Origin of the sequence: Mycolicibacterium tokaiense (assembly GCF_010725885.1) — a bacterium.
GTDB lineage: Bacteria > Actinomycetota > Actinomycetes > Mycobacteriales > Mycobacteriaceae > Mycobacterium > Mycobacterium tokaiense.
On record NZ_AP022600.1, the window covers coordinates 5,721,627 to 5,738,679 of the forward strand.

A 17,053-nucleotide genomic window follows, 5' to 3' on the forward strand; every position below is an offset into this window, starting at 1 on the left:
AATGTCTCTTTTCTGTCGGGCTGTGGCGTCAGCGGTTGACCGTTGCGAGGCGGCCGTATCCCGGTTTGCCGATCACCTCGCCGCCGCTGAACACTTCCTCACCGCGGACGAATGTCCGGTCGATGTTTGCGCTGATCTCCCGCCCGTCGTACGGCGTCCAGCCGCACCTGGACAGCACTTGGTCGTTGGCGATCGTCCAAGTCGAATTCATGTCGGCCACAACCAAATCGGCGTCCGCACCCACCTGGATCGTGCCTTTGGTACCCCACAAGCCGAACGCTTCGGCCGGGCGCGTGGCCACCAGGGAAACCACTCGATCCAGCGTCAGGTGGCCCTTGTTCACGGCGTCGAGCAGCAGCGGATAGTAATACTGGATGCCGGGAGTGCCGGTGTGGCAGCTCCACATCTTGGTCCACCCGATTTCCTTCTCCTCTCGGGTGTGCGGCGCGTGGTCTGACGAGCAGATGTCGATGGTGCCGTCGACCATGCCTTCCCAGATCGCCTCCCGCCCTTCGTCAGGCACCCAGTAGGACAGTGCATAGGGCCCCAGTCGTTCGACGTCATCCCAGGTCGACAAGAAAGGTGCCCAGTGGTTCACCTCGCAGGTGACGTCGACACCCGCGGCCTTGGCCCGACGCACTGCGTCGATGGATCGCTTGGTTTGCATGTGAGCGATGTGGATCGGACAACCGGACGCCTCGGCCAGCCGGAGGCAGACGTCGATCGCGGTGTCCCAGATGACCCCCGAACGGGCCGCATAGGCGCTCGCGTACGCCTGCGGCGTGTTCTCGCCGCGCGCCAGATATTCGCCCTCGATGTAATCCATGAGTGCCTGGTCATGCGGGTGAATGATGAACCTGGCGCCGGTCTTGGCAATGAGGTCCATCATCTTGAGCAGATGCCCGTGATCGTGCATGCCCGTGCCCGCCGGGTGTGGATAGGTCCGCCCGGTGTCGACCACCATGTAGATCTTGTAGGCGTTGATGCCCATCTCGGCCATCGGTTGTATCTGGTCGTAGTTCGTGGGCGCCGGGTTGTGGTTGTAGTCGACGATCGACGTCCGCGAGTACCGTTCGAACACGTCGGTCAAGGTCTCGACGTCGTTGGTCGGCGGATTCAGGTTGGGCATACCGAAAATGGTGGTGACCCCGCCGACGGCAGCCTGCCTGCTCGTGGTTTCGATATCCTCCTTGTGCTCGAAACCCGGTTCGCGGGTGTGTACGTGAACATCGACCATGCCGGGCAGTACCACCTTGCCGCTGGCGTCGACTGTGCGATCGGCGTCGATGTGCAGCGAACCATCCACCAGCCCGACGATTTTCCCGTCCTGGACCAGCACGTCGGCCGTGAGACCTCCGGAGGGGGTCAGGACCGTACCACCGGTCACCCTCAGATTGACACTCATGACTGTTCTCCTGTCGTGACGGTGGCCGAACCCGATGGGTCGACTCTGCTTCGTATTTCGAGATCTATCCCGCCGACATAGCGGTCGAACCACTCGACGATGCGGGGCGTGGTCTGCTCCCAGTACCGGTCATAGGCGGCGTAGTGCGTCGTGTGTCGTTGCACGATGAGCTCTTTGGGGCCCATCGCCGCCTCATACAACGCTTCTGCGTGATCAGTCGGTGTCGTCGCGTCCTTGTCCACCCCGATGACCAGCAAGGGGGTGGTGAGGCCGGCCGCAGCCGCCAGCGGCTTGTATGCCCGGATCTCCTCCGCGCAGGACAGCGGCACGCTGGTGGGGATCCTGTCGTCCACATCAGCTTTGACTGTGGTGGTTCGTCGTTCGGCGGTGGGAACCATGATTTCTTCCCGGGGGTGCACTCGTCTGCCTGCCCCCTCCAGCACCCGCGTCCTGCGGTCGGCTTCCAGGTCCGCGAGGAAGGCGAGCCAGTCGGATTCCGACCGCATCCGGTGCAGCCAGTCGTCGCCGTCGGCAACCGGCACCTGCGAGACCGCGGCCTTGATCCGGGCGTCCGTGGCCGCGAGCAGAACCGCATTGCCGCCCCCGGTTCCACCGGTGCCGAAAACACCTATGGCATCGGAGATCACGTCGTCGCGAGTGGTCAGGTACGTGACGGCGTTGATCAGGTCATCCAGCTGCCATGCCGGCGAGAGGTAACCCCGATCACCTTCGGAATCACCGAACCCGCGATAGTCGAACACCAGCACGCCGAACCCGGCTGCGGTGAGTGCCTCGTGGTAGCGCACGTACAGCTTGGCGTCTTTGAGGCCGAGCCAACCCGGCCCTTGCACTATCGCCCGAAGCGGGCCGTCGGTGGCATCCGGTGTTCGCCACAGCGCAGCGATCCGCTCGCCCTCGCTGTAGAACGTGACGGGTGTAGTGCGCATCGCGCGAAACTCCTTAGCTCTCAAACCAGCGAACCGCTGCCTTCACATCTTAGATATAAAATCCACTTTGGGGGAAGTGCCTGGGGAAATCCGGGTTCGATCTCACCCTCCCGACTCCCCTGGTCCGGCCCGCTCCAGCGCGCGCTGTGTGCGCGCAACCCTTTGTGCCACAACCGCACTCAGTACGCTGACAGCCGCGAACGCGAAAAAGGTGTCTGGTAGCGACAGGACCAGTGTGCCGGCACCGAACAGTAACGGCGCCAAGAACTTTCCGGCGTTTCTCACCGTTCCGGTCAAACCGACGTATGCCATTCGCGAGCCCACCGGGGCCAGTTCGTTGACCAGAACGTTGTGCGCGACGCCGAAAACGCCGTCCTGGACTCCGTAGATCAGCAGACCAATGGCCACCACCCAGACCGACGCGGCGCTGCCGATGAGTATCAAACTGACGGCGATCAACAGCATGCATGCCAGGATCAACTCCGACGAGCGGAGTCGTGCCGCCATCCGTTCCGACAGCAGGGCGGTGATCACCGCCAAAACACTGGAGACACCGATGATCTGGCCGAGCAACGCAGGCGACATGCCTACCAGGTCGACCGCGAGCACCGGCGCGTAGGTCAACATCGAGAACTTGAAGACGAACCTGGCAGCCGCCAGAACTTGAACTCCTACGATTGCCGGCGCTTTCCACACCGACACCCCCGCAGCCGCTGGGCCCGTGGGGCTGGACGCGTGCGGGCGCCTGGGAGGCAGTACGAACCACGCGACCACGGCCAACGGCAGGGTGGTGATCTGCATTGCGAATGGTGCGTACCAGGACACCGCCAGCAAAAAGCCTCCCGCAACGGGAAAAAGCGCCTCCGAGGCCGCCATCACCACGATTCGCCGACTCTGACCACGATGGGCCATCGGTCCAGACGGAGCCACCGATCCGATGATGCCCACCGTGATCGACAGCAGGGCCCCGAACACGATGCCCTGGCAGAAGCGGACCGCCAACAACGTGCCCAGGTCGTGTGTCACCAGCAGTGTCACTCCCCCGAGGCCGTACACCCCGAGTCCTCCGATCACGACCGGTCGTTCACCGATGCGCTGGGAAAGCCACCCCGCCGCAAACGCCGAGAACACCCCGGGCAACAGATAAACGCCGGTGATGAGACTGATCTCGAAATTGTCCAGTCCGAAATGGTCCCGGATCGCAGGTATGGCCGGGACGATGCCCTGCATGCCCGAGGTGAGCAGGCCCGCCGTCAGACTGGCAACCCAGATGATCGGCCCCGGCCGCTGCGCACGCGTCGTCGGATGCGGCATCGATCCCCCATCTCATCACGGTAGCCGGCCAGAAAGTGATCTTCGAAAGTTCAGTAGGACAACAACATTCCACCCTCCAACGGCACTCCCAAGAACGTGTGGAACGCCAGATAGAACACCGCAGAACCCAGGATCGTTGTCACCACCGTCGTGCGCCAGCTCTCTTTCGTCACCAGCTTCATGAAGCTGAACAGGGTGAAGGGGACCGCCCACTCGACACCGAACAGGACGGTGATCGCCAACATGGCCACCACCAGCGTCAGACTCAGCCGCAGACGACGCTGCATGCCGGTGGATTCCTCTGCTGTGGCACGCTCCTCGACCACCGGTGACTGGGTGAATTCACGCTGTACGGGCTGCCTGGCCCCGCTGCGCCCTCCCGACCCCTCACTCGGGCGATCCACTGATGCGGTGTCGTGCGCGGTGTCGCCTCGAACGGCTACCCCGTGTTCGAGGTGCGCGACAACATGTTCCATACCGCCGCCGTCGGCGATCACCGCGCCTGCACGGACGCGCAGCGCAGGCACGGTCGCGATGAGCAGGTATCCACCGATCAGCAGGATCAGCAGGACGGAAGTGATCATGGGGAAAGTGGCGCCGTCGGTACTGAACTCGGTGGCCATCACCAGTGCGGCGACTGCCACCAGCCCGAAGGCTCCCATCACTGCCAACGCCCATGGGCGCGTCGCCGAATCGACCCCGCGGACCAGATCGGCGGACGCCCGGCTGGCGGTGCGGCGCGCCGAGTACACCTCGTATCCGATTATCGCGACGATGAGTAGGAGCAACACCACCGAGATCGGCCGCGTGACAAACCCCTGCAGACCACCGTAGGTGGAGATGGTCTGCAGATAGGACCGTTCCACCAGCGGTCCGAGGATGAAACCGAGGATGAGGGGGATCAACGGCATGCCCACCGACCGCATGACGTAGGCGACCAGCCCGAAACCGATCGACACCAGCACGTCGATGATGCTGAGGTTCAAGGCAAATGCTCCGACCACGGCCAGCATCAGAACCATCGGCGAGAGAATGGCGGGCTTGATCCGAGTGATGTGCAGAAGCTGCGGACCGAACAGCAATCCGAGACACGATGAGAGCAGACTGCCCGCCACCAGCACCGCTATGGCAATCCAGATGATGTCGGGGCTCTCCCTGATCAAGTTCGGCCCGGGTGTGAGGCCGTGGATCACCATGGCGCCCATGACGATCGCCCAGTCCGAGCTCCCCGGTATTCCGAATGCCAGACTGGGTAGCGCTGATCCGGAGTCTTTCGCGTCATTGGACGCCTCAGGTGCCAGAACGCCGCGCGGATCCCCCTGGCCGAACTTCGGGTTCTTCACGGTGCGAGCAGCTTGAAAGTAAGCCAGGAACGCCGCGACCGTCCCACCCACCGCCGGGATGATTCCGATACCGGTGCCGATAAGAGAGCTGCGGATCAGAAGGAACGGTTGTTTGAGGGTGTAGACCACACCTTCGAAGAGCTGCCGGTAGCCGAACTTGGTCGGTGTTCCCGTGCGAGCCACAGTTTGATTGGTACGCAACAACTCCAGCGCCTCGGTGATCGCGAACATGCCAACGAGGACCACGACAACTTCGAATCCGTTGAACAGCGCGGGCTGATCGAACGCGTACCGGACGTCCCCGCCCACCGGGGCGAATCCGACGAACGAGAACAGCACACCGAGGAGACCCGCCACGATGCCTTTGAGCATCGAGCCGCGCGACGCCATCGCAATGATCACCAGCCCGAGAAGCCCCAGCAGCGTGAACTCGGGAAAAGAGAACGACAGCACCAACGGTCGGACCGCGGGGATCAATGCGATCAGCACCACCGTGCCGATCAACGAACCCAGGAAAGACGCCGAGGCCGAGATACCGATGGCGAATCCGCCCCGTCCCTGCCGGGCCAAGGGGTATCCGTCGAGTGTGGTTGCTGCGCTGGGGGACGACCCGGGGATGTTCAGCAAGATCGCGCTCACCGAACCGGTGAAGGACTGCCCCGCGATTGCCGCTACGAACAGCCCCATGGCAACCGTGGTTTCCATGCCGTAGGTGAACGGGATCATCAGGGCAATCCCGACCGACCCACCGAGCCCGGGCAGGAGCCCGGTCAACATGCCGTTGGCGCACCCGATCAGAAAGGCCACAAGAAATGGCCACGTCATCATCGCGGCGAGCGCGTCAGGCAGCGCACCCATGAAACTCACGTCTGTCCTCGCTCTCCGTCGTCAGATCCTGTCGGCGTGCGAAACCGCCGGAGATCCGCCCACAGTTGCCGACATGGTGCGGGCGACTGTGGGCGAGATGCTCACTTCGTCAGCGATGGAACCAGTTCCTCCATCTGCACGATCTGCGCGTTCATCACCTCGGTGGCCGCCTCCCAGTCGCGCGGAATGATGGGACGGTCTGCCGTCTTTGCCCACTCTGCAAACTCTGGGCTGCTCATCGTGGCGTACACGGCGTCCCGCAGATAGGTGGCTTGCTGCTCCGGCAACCCCGGCGGTGCCACGATCAGTCGTAGTTCGGTCACCGCACCACCTAGGTCCTCGAACCCTTTCGAGTCCGCGCTCGGTACGTCGGCCAGCCATTCCAGTGACTCGGGCCGCTGGTCCTCGGTGCCCAGGAACAGCACCGGTCGGATGTCTCCCGATTCGACGAACCCAGTCACATCTGTGGACCCGTACACGATGAAGTCGGCGTCGCCCCTGATCAACCCAGTGACCACCTCTGCGGAGCCCTCGGCCCCGTAGGTGACATTGGCGTCCAGATCAAGTGCCTCGATGGTGGCCACTCCGGCCAGAGCCGAAGACGACCCCTCCTCGACGGTCAGCGAACGCAGGCCCTGTGCGCTCTGCAGGTCCTCGATGGTCTGATACGGCGAATCACTCGCGACGTAGACGACGTAGGCATTCTCGTCGACGCTTCCGAGCACGGTGAAGTCGCGGGTCTTCCATCTGGCGAGATCAGGATCCTGGATCTCTTGGGCGATGGCGGCCGGCATCGGCAAGATCCCGACGGTGTAGCCGTCTGGCTTGGCGTTGAACATCTGCGTGATCCCCTGCGGCAGAGGGGGCATGTTCCGAATGACGATGTTCACACCGTCAGGTGTCTGGGTCTGCTGCATGACCTGTGAGATGCCGCGGGCATAGACATCGAACCCACCGCCGGCGCTGTACGGGACGATCCACGTGATGTCCTTGTCGGGCGTCCATGCTCCCGCTGCGCCGTCACCCCCGGCCGAACTCTCTGAATTGGATCCGCCGCACGAGGTCACGCTGAGCGCGGTGACCAGTCCGACGGTCAGCGCACGCAAGCCTCGACGCTGCCGTTGTGACAAGGTGTTCTTCATACCGCCTGACGTCCTTTCTGAGGTCGAAACATTGCCTTCACCATTGATTTCCGTGTCCCGTCGCGCGCCCGCGCCGTGCTGTGGTCAGCGAAACGCCGGCAGTATCTCTGCAGCCCACAACTCCATCTGCCGCGTCAGCTCGTCCATGGTGGGATAGATGAACTTGAGCTCGAAGTGCGTCACGCCGGCATCGACGAACTCACCCACGCGTCGTTTGACGTCGTCCACGGAGCCGAAAATGTGCCTGTCCAGGGCGAACTGGATTTGGTCGACGTCGCGTTCATAAGTCTGAGAACTGGTCTGCACAGTGGGAATAGCTCGTGCCATGGCCGCATCGCGGTCGGTGTCGATGACCGTGAGCTTTTCCACCGCTATCGTGATCTTCGAGGGGTCACGATCGTTCTCCATCGCGGTATCCCGCACGATCACGGCACCGCGAGCCATCTCTGACGGCGACAGCCAGCCCGGCACCCAACCATCACCGATTCGCCCGGTGCGCCGAGCTGCCGCGTCTGTCCATCCGCCGACCCATACCTCAGGTCCCGGCCTCTGCAGGGGTTTCGGGTAGATCTCGGCGTCTTTGAACTCGACATGCCGTCCCGAAAAGGTGGCCAGCGGCTGAGTCCAGATGGCCCGCATCGCTTCGACGAATTCGTCTGTCATCCGGGCTCGTGCCGAGAACGGGACTCCGAACACGTCGAACTCGCTCGATTCTCTCGATGCCTTCGACCCAAGACCGACTCCCGCGATCAAGCGGCCACCTGACAGGTGATCAAGAGTTGCCAGTTGCTTGGCAGCGTAGATCGGGTTGCGCGTCGGCATCACCAAGCACGCCACACCAATTCGCACACGCGAGGTCTTGGCGGCCAGATATCCGATCGTGGTGAGCGCCTCGTAGAAATCGGCTGATTGATCGCTGTCGAGGGCCTCGTGTGCACCGGACGAGATGTGGTGACGGTGCATCTCGGTGCTCCACACCACGTGATCATGCAAAAAAATCGAATCGAAGCCCATCTCCTCGGCTTCGACCGCGGCCCGGTTGATGTTGGCTACAGAGGACAACGGCCCGGAATTGGGCACTCGCACTCCGAATGAAATCTGTGACATACGACTCCTTGTCGACACTTGACGAAGGAAGTGTATCCAAAATCTAAGATAAAAGGGGCGGACTGAGTAACACCGACGTAAAGAGATTCACCAGAAAAAAGGCCTCCCGAGATGCGAATCTCGGGAGGCCCGTTGTCGACTGGGTTGTCTCGCGTCGATCAGGCGGTCGCCATCTCCTCGCGAGCCACGATGTCCTGCAGCTTCTGCGAGACTTTGCGGAGGTGGATCACCAGCCAGGCGATCGCCGATTCCGAGTCTCGCGCACGCAACTGGGCAATGAGTTCCTCATGGCTGTGCTGTTCATCGACGCGTTGCAACAGGAGATACCTGCCCACTGACCCGCGCAGCATTCCCACCTGGGCTAGGGCGCGCGGACGCTCAGCACGCTGATAGAGCTTCTCGTAGAGCTGGAAGCGCAGTTCGAGCCGTTTGCCGAGTTCAGTGGTGTCCTCGAGCTCATGCGCGATGGTCTCGAGCTGATCGACCAGGGCGTCATCCAGCGCGGGAATGGCGAGCTTGAGCAGGTACGTCTCGAGCAGAATACGCAGCTCGTAGATCTCGTTGATCTCCTCGGGTCTCAACACCGAGACAGTTGCACCGCGGTGATGATTGATCTGCACCAAGCCCTCGTTTTCGAGCTGCCGAAGGCTGGCGCGAACCGGCATCCGGCTGACGCCGAGCGACTCCGCAATCGCATCGAGGTTGAGTCGCTGCCCCGGCGGAAATATGCCCTGCATGATCGCTTCCCGGATGAAGGCCTGGGTCATGCCTTCCACGGACTGGAATGTCCCCCGAACAGACTGTGCGATCTGACTGAGATTCTGTGAGTCCACATCGGACAACGCATTCTCGGCGCTTCGCGCCATCTTCACTCCTTGTTGCCGACCTGCATCTCGTATTCAAAGCCCCCCTGAGCCCGAATCTGCTCTCTGCATTTTAGATCAACTGACCTACGAACCGGTATCAGTCCTTCAATCCGTCTCCGGCAGGTCGTTGAGGAGCCTCCACACCCGCTCGGGCGTCAGGGGGAGTCGGGTCGGCCACCGCCCGATTGCCTGCGCCACCGCTGCGGCCACTGCACCTCCGATCGGGTTCAGCTGGCCTTCGCCGGCGCCTTTGGCGCCGTAGGGTCCAATTCCGTCCCGGCGTTCGGCGATCATCAGGTCGACGCGGCGTGCCAGGTCCTTGGCTCGAGGCACCCGGTAGTCCACCACATTTGCATTCGCCAGCTGGGGCCCGTCGTAGACGAGTTCTTCGTAGAGCGCCGCACCCAGACCCTGGGTCGCGGCGCCGAGATCCTGCCCTTCGACCGCCTGCGGGTTGATGGCAAAGCCGACATCGGCGCAGGTCACCAGCTGGTCCACGGTGACATAGCCTGTCTCTGGGTCGATTTCGACCGCAACGCCCACCATGCCGGTCTCCCAGAACGGTGGCATCTTCTTCGTGGCACCTTCACGACGTACGGCGCCCACACCCACCACCTCACCGGCCGAACCGCCGAACCACTGACGTACCACCGCGCCGAGGCCCAGAGAAGATCCACCCGGGCCGGTGACGCCCCCCGCGGTGTCGCGGACCTCGGCAGCGTCGCAGGACCACAGCTCGGCTGCCATCGCGCGTAGCTTCCCGCGGGCATCCGCGCAGGCTCGCTGTACCGACAATCCGGCCAGGGTGGTCGTGCGGCTTGCACCCGTTGTCCGCTCGTATGAGGAAGCAGACGTGTCGGATTGGACCACCGATACCGACTGCAGGTCGATTCCGAACTCCTCGGCGACGATCTGCGCGAGTAGCGACTTACTGCCCTGTCCCATTTCGGTGGACCCGGAGAGCACGATAACCGAACCGTCGGTCTCGACCCGCACCTGAGCGGTCGAGATCGGGTATGCCCCGGCGTCGGACGCTGCTGCGCCGAAACCGACACCGTAGTAGGGCACGTCCCGTCTGCCGTCTTCTAGCGAGCCGACAACCATGTCCAGGTCTGCCGGCAGATCGGCGTCGATGCCGCGGTTGCCGGGCAGGATCTCCTCTCCGAATCGGACCAGGTTCAGGCGGCGAATGTCCGCCCGGGACATCCCCAGTCGGTCTGCGGCCTGGTCCATGTTCGTCTCCCCGGCCAGATTGCCCTGAGGAGCACCGAAACCCCGGTAGGACGACGCTGGTGCGGTGTTGGTGTAGACCGAGCGCCCGCGGGCGCGCAGGTTCGGCACCCGGTAGGGACCGAAGCAACGGTTGACGGACTTGGTCAGCACCAGGGGACTGTTGTCGGCGTAGGCCCCCGAATCCATGGTGATGTCGAACTCACGGGCCAGGATACGACCATCGGCATCAAAACCGCTCTTGACGTGAACCACGGCATCGTCGACCCGCGTGGTGTAGATCGCCTCGTCCACCGCGAGCATCAATTTCACCGGTCGGCCCACCAACCACGATGCCACCGCGGCCAGGGGTTCCACTTTGGTATACGACTTGGAGCCGTAGCCGCCCCCGAGATACGGTGCGCTCACGCGCACCTTGGCCAGGGGCAGCCCGAATATGCGGGCCAGATCGTCACGGACCATGAATGGATGCTGGGCGGTGGTGATGACGGTCAATCCGTCCTCACCGTATGACGCCACTGCGTTGTAGGGCTCCATCGCATACGCGTAGAGCATGGGATAGCGGGTGGTGCCTTCGACGATGAGATGCGCCTCGGCGAACGCAGCGTCCACGTCACCCCACCCGATCTCGACTTCGTGGGCGACGTTGGTGAGTTCGTTCTCACCGCCGTCCCCTTCCGAATCGGTCAGCTCCTTGAAGGACGCGTCGGCGGTGGCAGCGTACGCGGTCTCGTGCACCAGAGGTGCACCGCCGGCCAGGGCGTCTTCCGCCGAGAGGACTGCCGGCAACTCCTCGTAACTCACATCAACAAGATCAACGGCATCAGCTGCTGCAGAACGGCTTTCGGCAAGAACGATCGCCAGGGGCTCGCCGAAGTAGCGGACCTTGCCGGTGGCCAGGATGAAGTGATCCGAGATGATGTGGCCGAATCGCGGAAAGAGTTTTTGCAGATCGTCGGCCGTCACCACGGCGGTTACGTCCGGCATCGCCAGCGCTCTGCTCACGTCGATGCCGAGAATCTCCGCGTGGGCCCGATCGGCACGGACCACCTTGGCGTGCAGCATGCCCGGCATCGTGACGTCGACGGTGTACTGCGCGGTTCCGAGCACCTTCTCGACCAGATCGCGCCGGCGCACCGAACGGCCGACGGTCCGGTAGGCATCAGCATGTACCGAACGAAGCTCATGGCGACTGTGCGAAGCGGAATCGTCGATCATCGCTGTCCACCTGTTCGGCGGCGAGCACAGGGCGACAGTTCGGCGGCGACCTCGCAGACGGCATCGATGATCGGGAGATATCCGGTACATCGACACAGGTTGCCTTCGAGATGTTCCACGATCTGTTCGCGGTCGAGCGGTTGCTCGGCCGACTCCAACAAGGCCGTCGACATCATCAGGAACCCCGGTGTACAGAAGCCGCACTGCAACGCGTGGTGATCGACAAAAGCCTCTTGTAGGCGGTTGGGTGCCCCGCCTTCGGCGAGCCCTTCGACCGTACGCACCGCCGCGCCGTCGGCGTCGGCGGCCAGGAAGGTGCACGCGCTGACCGGCCGGTCGTCAACCAGGACGGTGCAGACTCCGCACACCTGGAGTTCGCAGCTGACCTTGGTACCCGTCAGCCCCAGGTCCTCCCGCAGAAAGTCGGCCAGCAGGGTGCGCGCAGCGACGGTTCGCGTGACCACCACATCGTTGACCGTCAACGAAATGTCGACGACAGCGAGTTCCTCGATACTCATGCAGCCTCCACAGCGGCGAGCGCCCGTCGTACGAAAACGGCAGCGACGTGTCTCTTGTAGCGATCAGAACCGGCCAGATCCGGGGTGGGATCCAGTTCCGCCGCAACAGAATCAGGTTGGATCTCCGCCGGCTCACCGAAAGTCCAGAGCGTCTGGACCTCTCCCACTGCCCCGATCACAAGTCGGCAGAGCCCGGCCCGCGGGTCGTGCACCAATGCCACCCCCACTGTCGGACGCTCGGTCACCTGGTACTTGAGATAGACCGCGCGGGTCCCGGGATCCGGTACCGGAACACGTATGTCGACCAGCAGCTCGTCTGGTTCCTTGTCCGCCCAGTAGGGTCCGGCCACGAACTCCGACACCGGTAACCTGCGGACACCGGCTGGGCCCGCCAGGGACACCTCGGCACCGTAGGCAACCAACGCGGTGGCCACGTCGGACTTGGGTTCGGCGAAACACAGATTGCCGCCGATCGAGCCTTGGACACGGACGCGTGCATTACCCACTGCTGCTTCCACTTTCGCAAGCATGGGCAACACGCCTCGCACGGTGGCATCGTGCGACAGGTCGATGTGCCGTTCACCGGCGCCGATGACGACGACGTCATTGTCGCGCCGAACGCCATTGAGCTCGGGTAGTCGCTTGAGGTCGACCAAGGCGGCGGGCCTGTGCAACCCGGCCCGCATCGCCAGCAGTAGCTCGGTCCCGCCGCAGTAGGGGACCTTGTCCTCACTGATCGATTCCAGGGCTTCGTCGAGCGTGCGGGGACGGATCAGGTGAAACGGTGGCAGCATCAGCGACCCCCGAGCTCGCCCGCGGCCGCACCGAAGAATTCGTCGAGTACCTTCTGCGCCTTCTTGTTGATGGTTCCCGGGCCCATGCTGGCCACCTTGCCCGTCACTTCGTAGACCCCGTCGACGACGATGCACGACCCGTGTTCTTCGGGGCGCACCTGCATCGTGGCCAGAACGAGCAGTCTCGAGCCGACCTGTCGGTCCTCACCGCTTGCCCGGACGCGCAATGACCGCCCTGGGTTCACCTCACTGACCGTGACATCGAGGTCGGCGCGCAGTTTGAAGGGACCCAGGCGATCCATCAGCACGGCTGTGTACTTGCTCAACGGTTCCAGCTCCACCGCGTCCTCGACAACGGAGACCCAACCCACCAGGCGAGGCACGTCGATCATCGCGTCCCAGGTCTGCGCCGCATCGGCTTTCACGGGTAGGTCTCGGTGGAACTCGGTACGTGGCATCGTGTCCTCGCAGGGAGTCGTGGATTGAATTTTAGATCCAATCTAAGGGGCTCAGCACACATCTGCAACAGGGCAGCGGTGGAATGCGCTGAATCTGGCCCTCCAGTGAAGCGTCGGCGCGGTGCCGCAAACAAAAATCTACACTTTTGATTTAGTATCCAAAAAGAGCGCGTTCTCGACCGCGCCCCGGCCGGTCTCAACCCGATCACCGCAACGAGGAGGTACCCCACGTGACCGCTGTGGCGCGAGGACCTCTCCCCTGCCTGTCGGGTTCCACTCCTGCTTCCCTGCGTCGGGTGTTGCGGCGGGCGCGGGATGGGGTGGCGCTCAATGTGGATGAGGCTGCGTTGGCGTTGACGGCGCGTGGTGATGATCTGGTGGATTTGTGTGCGTCGGCGGCGCGGGTGCGCGACGCGGGCCTGGAGTCTGAGGGGCGCCGCGGTGCGGGTGGGCGGTTGCCGGTCAGTTATTCGCGCAAGGTGTTCATCCCGGTCACCCATTTGTGCCGTGATACCTGTCATTACTGCACGTTCGTGACGGTGCCGGGTCGGCTGCGTGCTGCGGGCCGGGGCATGTACATGGAGCCCGATGAGATCCTCGAGGTCGCGCGCCGGGGTGCGCAGGTGGGGTGTCAGGAGGCGTTGTTCACCCTGGGGGATCGGCCGGAGGCGCGCTGGCCAGGCGCGGCAGTGGCTTGATGAGCGTGGGTATGACTCGACGTTGGATTATGTGCGGGCGATGGCGATCCGGGTGCTCGAGGAGACCGGGCTGCTGCCGCATCTGAATCCGGGTGTGATGTCGTGGGCGGAGCTCTCGCGGCTCAAGCCGGTGGCGCCGTCGATGGGCATGATGCTCGAGACCACCTCGCGGCGGTTGTTCGAGGACAAGGGCCAGGCCCATTACGGGTCCCCGGACAAGGACCCCGAGGTGCGGCTGCGCACGCTGACCGATGCGGGGCGGCTGTCGATTCCGTTCACCACCGGGTTGTTGGTGGGCATCGGGGAGACCCTGGACGAGCGCGCCGAGACCGTGCACGCGATCCGCCGGGTGCACAAGGAGTTCGGCCACATCCAGGAAGTGATCGTGCAGAACTTCCGGGCCAAGGAGCACACCGCGATGGCCGCGACCCCCGACGCCGGGATCGAGGACTTCCTGGCCACGGTCGCGGTGACCAGGCTGGTGATGGGCCCGAAGATGCGCATCCAGGCCCCACCGAATCTGGTCTCCCGCCCCGAGTGCCTGGCGTTGATCGGCGCCGGGGTCGACGACTGGGGTGGGGTGTCGCCGCTGACCCCGGATCACGTCAACCCCGAGCGGCCCTGGCCGGCCCTCGATGACCTCGCCGCGGTGACCGCCGAAGCCGGCTATGACCTGGTGGCCCGGCTGACCGCCCAACCGCGCTATGTCCAGGCCGGCGCGGCGTGGATCGACCCGCGGGTCCGCGCGCACGTCGACGCACTGGCCGACCCGGACACCGGGTGGGCCCGGGCGGTGAACCCGGTGGGCCTGCCCTGGCAAGAACCCGATGAGGCCACCGAGTCGCTGGGCCGGGTCGATCTGCACACCGCCATCGACGCCCAGGGCCGGTTGACCGATACCCGCTCGGATCTGGACTCGGCGTTCGGGGACTGGGAGTCCATCCGCGACAAGGTCACCGAGCTCGCCGCCCGCGCCCCCGAGCGCATCGACACCGACGTGCTGGCCGCGCTGCGCTCGGCGGAAAAAGACCCCGCCGGGTGCTCTGATGACGAGTACCTCGCCTTGGCCAGCGCCGACGGGCCCGCGTTGGAGGCGGTGACTGCGCTGGCCGACGCGCTGCGCCGCGATGTGGTCGGCGACGACGTGACCTACGTGGTCAACCGCAACATCAACTTCACCAACATCTGCTACACCGGGTGCCGGTTCTGCGCCTTCGCCCAACGCAAGGGCGACGCCGATGCGTTCTCCCTGTCCACCGCCGAGGTCGCCGACCGGGCCTGGGAAGCCCACGTCGCCGGCGCCACCGAGGTCTGCATGCAGGGCGGCATCGATCCCGAGCTGCCCGTCACCGGCTACGCCGACCTGGTGCGCGCGGTCAAAGCCCGCGTCCCCGGCATGCACGTGCACGCGTTCTCCCCGATGGAGATCGCCAACGGCGTCACCCGCGCCGGCACCAGCATCCGGGAGTGGCTGACCGCGCTGCGCGAAGCGGGCCTGGACTCCATCCCCGGCACCGCCGCCGAAATCCTCGACGACGAGGTGCGCTGGGTGCTGACCAAAGGCAAACTGCCCACCAGCATGTGGATCGAGGTCATCACCACCGCCCACCAGGTCGGGCTGCGGTCGAGTTCAACGATGATGTACGGCCACGTCGACACCCCCAAACACTGGGTGGGCCACCTCAACATCCTGCGCGACATCCAAGACACCACCGGCGGCTTCACCGAATTCGTGCCGCTGCCCTTCGTACACCAGTCCAGCCCGCTGTATCTGGCCGGCGCCGCCCGCCCCGGACCCACCCACCGCGACAACCGCGCCGTGCACGCCCTGGCCCGCATCATGCTGCACGGCCGCATCCCCTCCATCCAGACCAGCTGGGTCAAACTCGGCGTCGAACGCACCCAGATCATGCTCAACGGCGGCGCCAACGACCTCGGCGGCACCCTCATGGAAGAAACCATCTCCCGCATGGCCGGCTCCGAAAACGGCTCAGCCAAAACCGTCGCCGAACTCGAAGCCATCGCCGCCGGCATCGGCCGCCCCGCACGACAACGCACCACCACCTACACCGAAGGAGATCGCTTGTGGCTGAACTGAAACTGGGGTACAAGGCGTCGGCGGAGCAGTTCGCGCCGCGTGAGTTGGTGGAGTTGGCGGTGGCCGCCGAGGCGCACGGAATGGACAGTGCCACGGTCAGTGATCACTTCCAGCCGTGGCGCCACGAGGGCGGGCACGCGCCTTGGTCGTTGGCCTGGATGACCGCGGTCGGGGAGCGCACCCAGCGGCTGCAGCTGGGTACCTCGGTGCTGACCCCGACGTTCCGCTACAACCCGGCGGTCATTGCGCAGGCGTTCGCCACCATGGGGTGTCTGTACCCGGGCCGGATCTTCCTCGGTGTGGGCACCGGTGAGGCGCTCAACGAGATCGCCACCGGTTACGAAGGGGAATGGCCGGAGTTCAAGGAACGCTATGCCCGGCTGCGGGAGTCGGTGCGCCTGATGCGCGAGCTGTGGCTCGGTGACCGGGTGGACTTCGACGGCGACTACTACAAAACCAAGGGGGCCTCGATCTACGACGTGCCCGAGGGCGGTATCCCGATCTACATCGCTGCGGGCGGCCCCCAGGTGGCCAAGTACGCCGGCCGCGCCGGTGACGGCTTCATCTGCACCTCGGGCAAAGGCGAGGAGCTCTACAAGGACAAGCTCATCCCCGCCATGCGCGAAGGCGCCGAGGCGGCGGGCAAGAACCCCGATGACGTGGACCGGATGATCGAGATCAAGATCTCCTATGACACCGATCCCGAGGCGGCGCTGGAGAACACCCGCTTCTGGGCGCCGCTGTCGCTGACCGCCGAGCAGAAGCACTCGATCGACGATCCGATCGAGATGGAGAAGGCCGCCGACGCGCTGCCCATCGAGCAGGTCGCCAAACGCTGGATCGTGGCCTCCGATCCCGACGAGGCCGTCGCCAAGGTCAAGGACTACGTCGACTGGGGTCTCAACCACCTGGTGTTCCACGCACCGGGTCACGACCAGCGCCGCTTCCTGGAACTGTTCCAACGGGACCTGGAACCCCGCCTACGTAAGCTGGGCTGAGCAGAGCCGAGTTCGCCTGCGGTATCGGATCATCCCGGTGACCTACTCGA

General features: G+C 64.2%; 12 protein-coding genes and 1 pseudogene. 2 read left to right on the forward strand and 11 right to left on the reverse strand.

Going from position 1 to position 17,053, the window contains the following annotated elements; all coding sequences use genetic code 11:
* Positions 1–28: 28 nt before the first annotated feature.
* The 11 genes from G6N58_RS27610 to G6N58_RS27660 form a co-directional block, all read right to left on the reverse strand.
* Positions 29–1,339, reverse strand: coding sequence for a dihydroorotase (locus tag G6N58_RS27610; protein ID WP_197746449.1), 1,311 nt, complete (start codon positions 1,337–1,339; stop codon positions 29–31).
* 62 nt (positions 1,340–1,401) lie between these two features.
* On the reverse strand, positions 1,402–2,352 hold the full coding sequence (locus G6N58_RS27615) for an alpha/beta hydrolase (RefSeq protein ID WP_115280679.1): 951 nt from the start codon (positions 2,350–2,352) through the stop codon (positions 1,402–1,404).
* Between the two features lie 102 nt (positions 2,353–2,454).
* Entirely contained in the window at positions 2,455–3,666 is a 1,212-nt protein-coding gene (locus G6N58_RS27620; RefSeq protein ID WP_115280678.1) for an MFS transporter, read from the reverse strand.
* Between the two features lie 50 nt (positions 3,667–3,716).
* A complete protein-coding gene (locus tag G6N58_RS27625) occupies positions 3,717–5,867 on the reverse strand; it encodes a tripartite tricarboxylate transporter permease (protein ID WP_147289418.1) in 2,151 nt (716 codons plus the stop codon).
* 110 nt (positions 5,868–5,977) lie between these two features.
* Positions 5,978–7,018 (reverse strand): tripartite tricarboxylate transporter substrate-binding protein, encoded by a 1,041-nt coding sequence (locus G6N58_RS27630; RefSeq protein ID WP_115280676.1) that lies wholly within the window; start codon positions 7,016–7,018, stop codon positions 5,978–5,980.
* An 84-nt stretch (positions 7,019–7,102) separates the two neighbouring features.
* Complete coding sequence (locus G6N58_RS27635) at positions 7,103–8,098, reverse strand: LLM class flavin-dependent oxidoreductase (RefSeq protein WP_163908479.1); 996 nt, start codon at positions 8,096–8,098, stop codon at positions 7,103–7,105.
* A gap of 185 nt (positions 8,099–8,283) precedes the next feature.
* Positions 8,284–8,991 carry a GntR family transcriptional regulator gene (locus G6N58_RS27640; protein WP_147289417.1) on the reverse strand — a complete coding sequence of 236 codons (708 nt, stop codon included), beginning with the start codon at positions 8,989–8,991 and terminating at the stop codon, positions 8,284–8,286.
* A 105-nt stretch (positions 8,992–9,096) separates the two neighbouring features.
* Positions 9,097–11,439, reverse strand: a complete 2,343-nt coding sequence (locus G6N58_RS27645) for a xanthine dehydrogenase family protein molybdopterin-binding subunit (protein WP_163908481.1) — start codon at positions 11,437–11,439, stop codon at positions 9,097–9,099.
* Positions 11,436–11,957, reverse strand: coding sequence for a (2Fe-2S)-binding protein (locus G6N58_RS27650; RefSeq protein ID WP_115280673.1), 522 nt, complete (start codon positions 11,955–11,957; stop codon positions 11,436–11,438). Before G6N58_RS27650 ends, G6N58_RS27645 begins: the two co-directional genes overlap by 4 nt.
* Complete coding sequence (locus tag G6N58_RS27655; RefSeq protein ID WP_115280672.1) at positions 11,954–12,751, reverse strand: FAD binding domain-containing protein; 798 nt, start codon at positions 12,749–12,751, stop codon at positions 11,954–11,956. Before G6N58_RS27655 ends, G6N58_RS27650 begins: the two co-directional genes overlap by 4 nt.
* On the reverse strand, positions 12,751–13,209 hold the full coding sequence (locus G6N58_RS27660; RefSeq protein WP_115280671.1) for an SRPBCC family protein: 459 nt from the start codon (positions 13,207–13,209) through the stop codon (positions 12,751–12,753). The genes G6N58_RS27655 and G6N58_RS27660 overlap by 1 nt, the downstream gene beginning before the upstream one ends.
* A gap of 230 nt (positions 13,210–13,439) precedes the next feature.
* Here G6N58_RS27660 and G6N58_RS27665 point away from each other — a divergent pair.
* Positions 13,440–16,005 (forward strand): annotated as a pseudogene (locus G6N58_RS27665) (bifunctional FO biosynthesis protein CofGH).
* A complete protein-coding gene (gene fgd, locus G6N58_RS27670; RefSeq protein WP_083230912.1) occupies positions 15,993–17,003 on the forward strand; it encodes a glucose-6-phosphate dehydrogenase (coenzyme-F420) in 1,011 nt (336 codons plus the stop codon). The pseudogene G6N58_RS27665 and the gene fgd overlap by 13 nt, the downstream one beginning before the upstream one ends.
* The last annotated feature ends 50 nt before the right edge of the window (positions 17,004–17,053 follow it).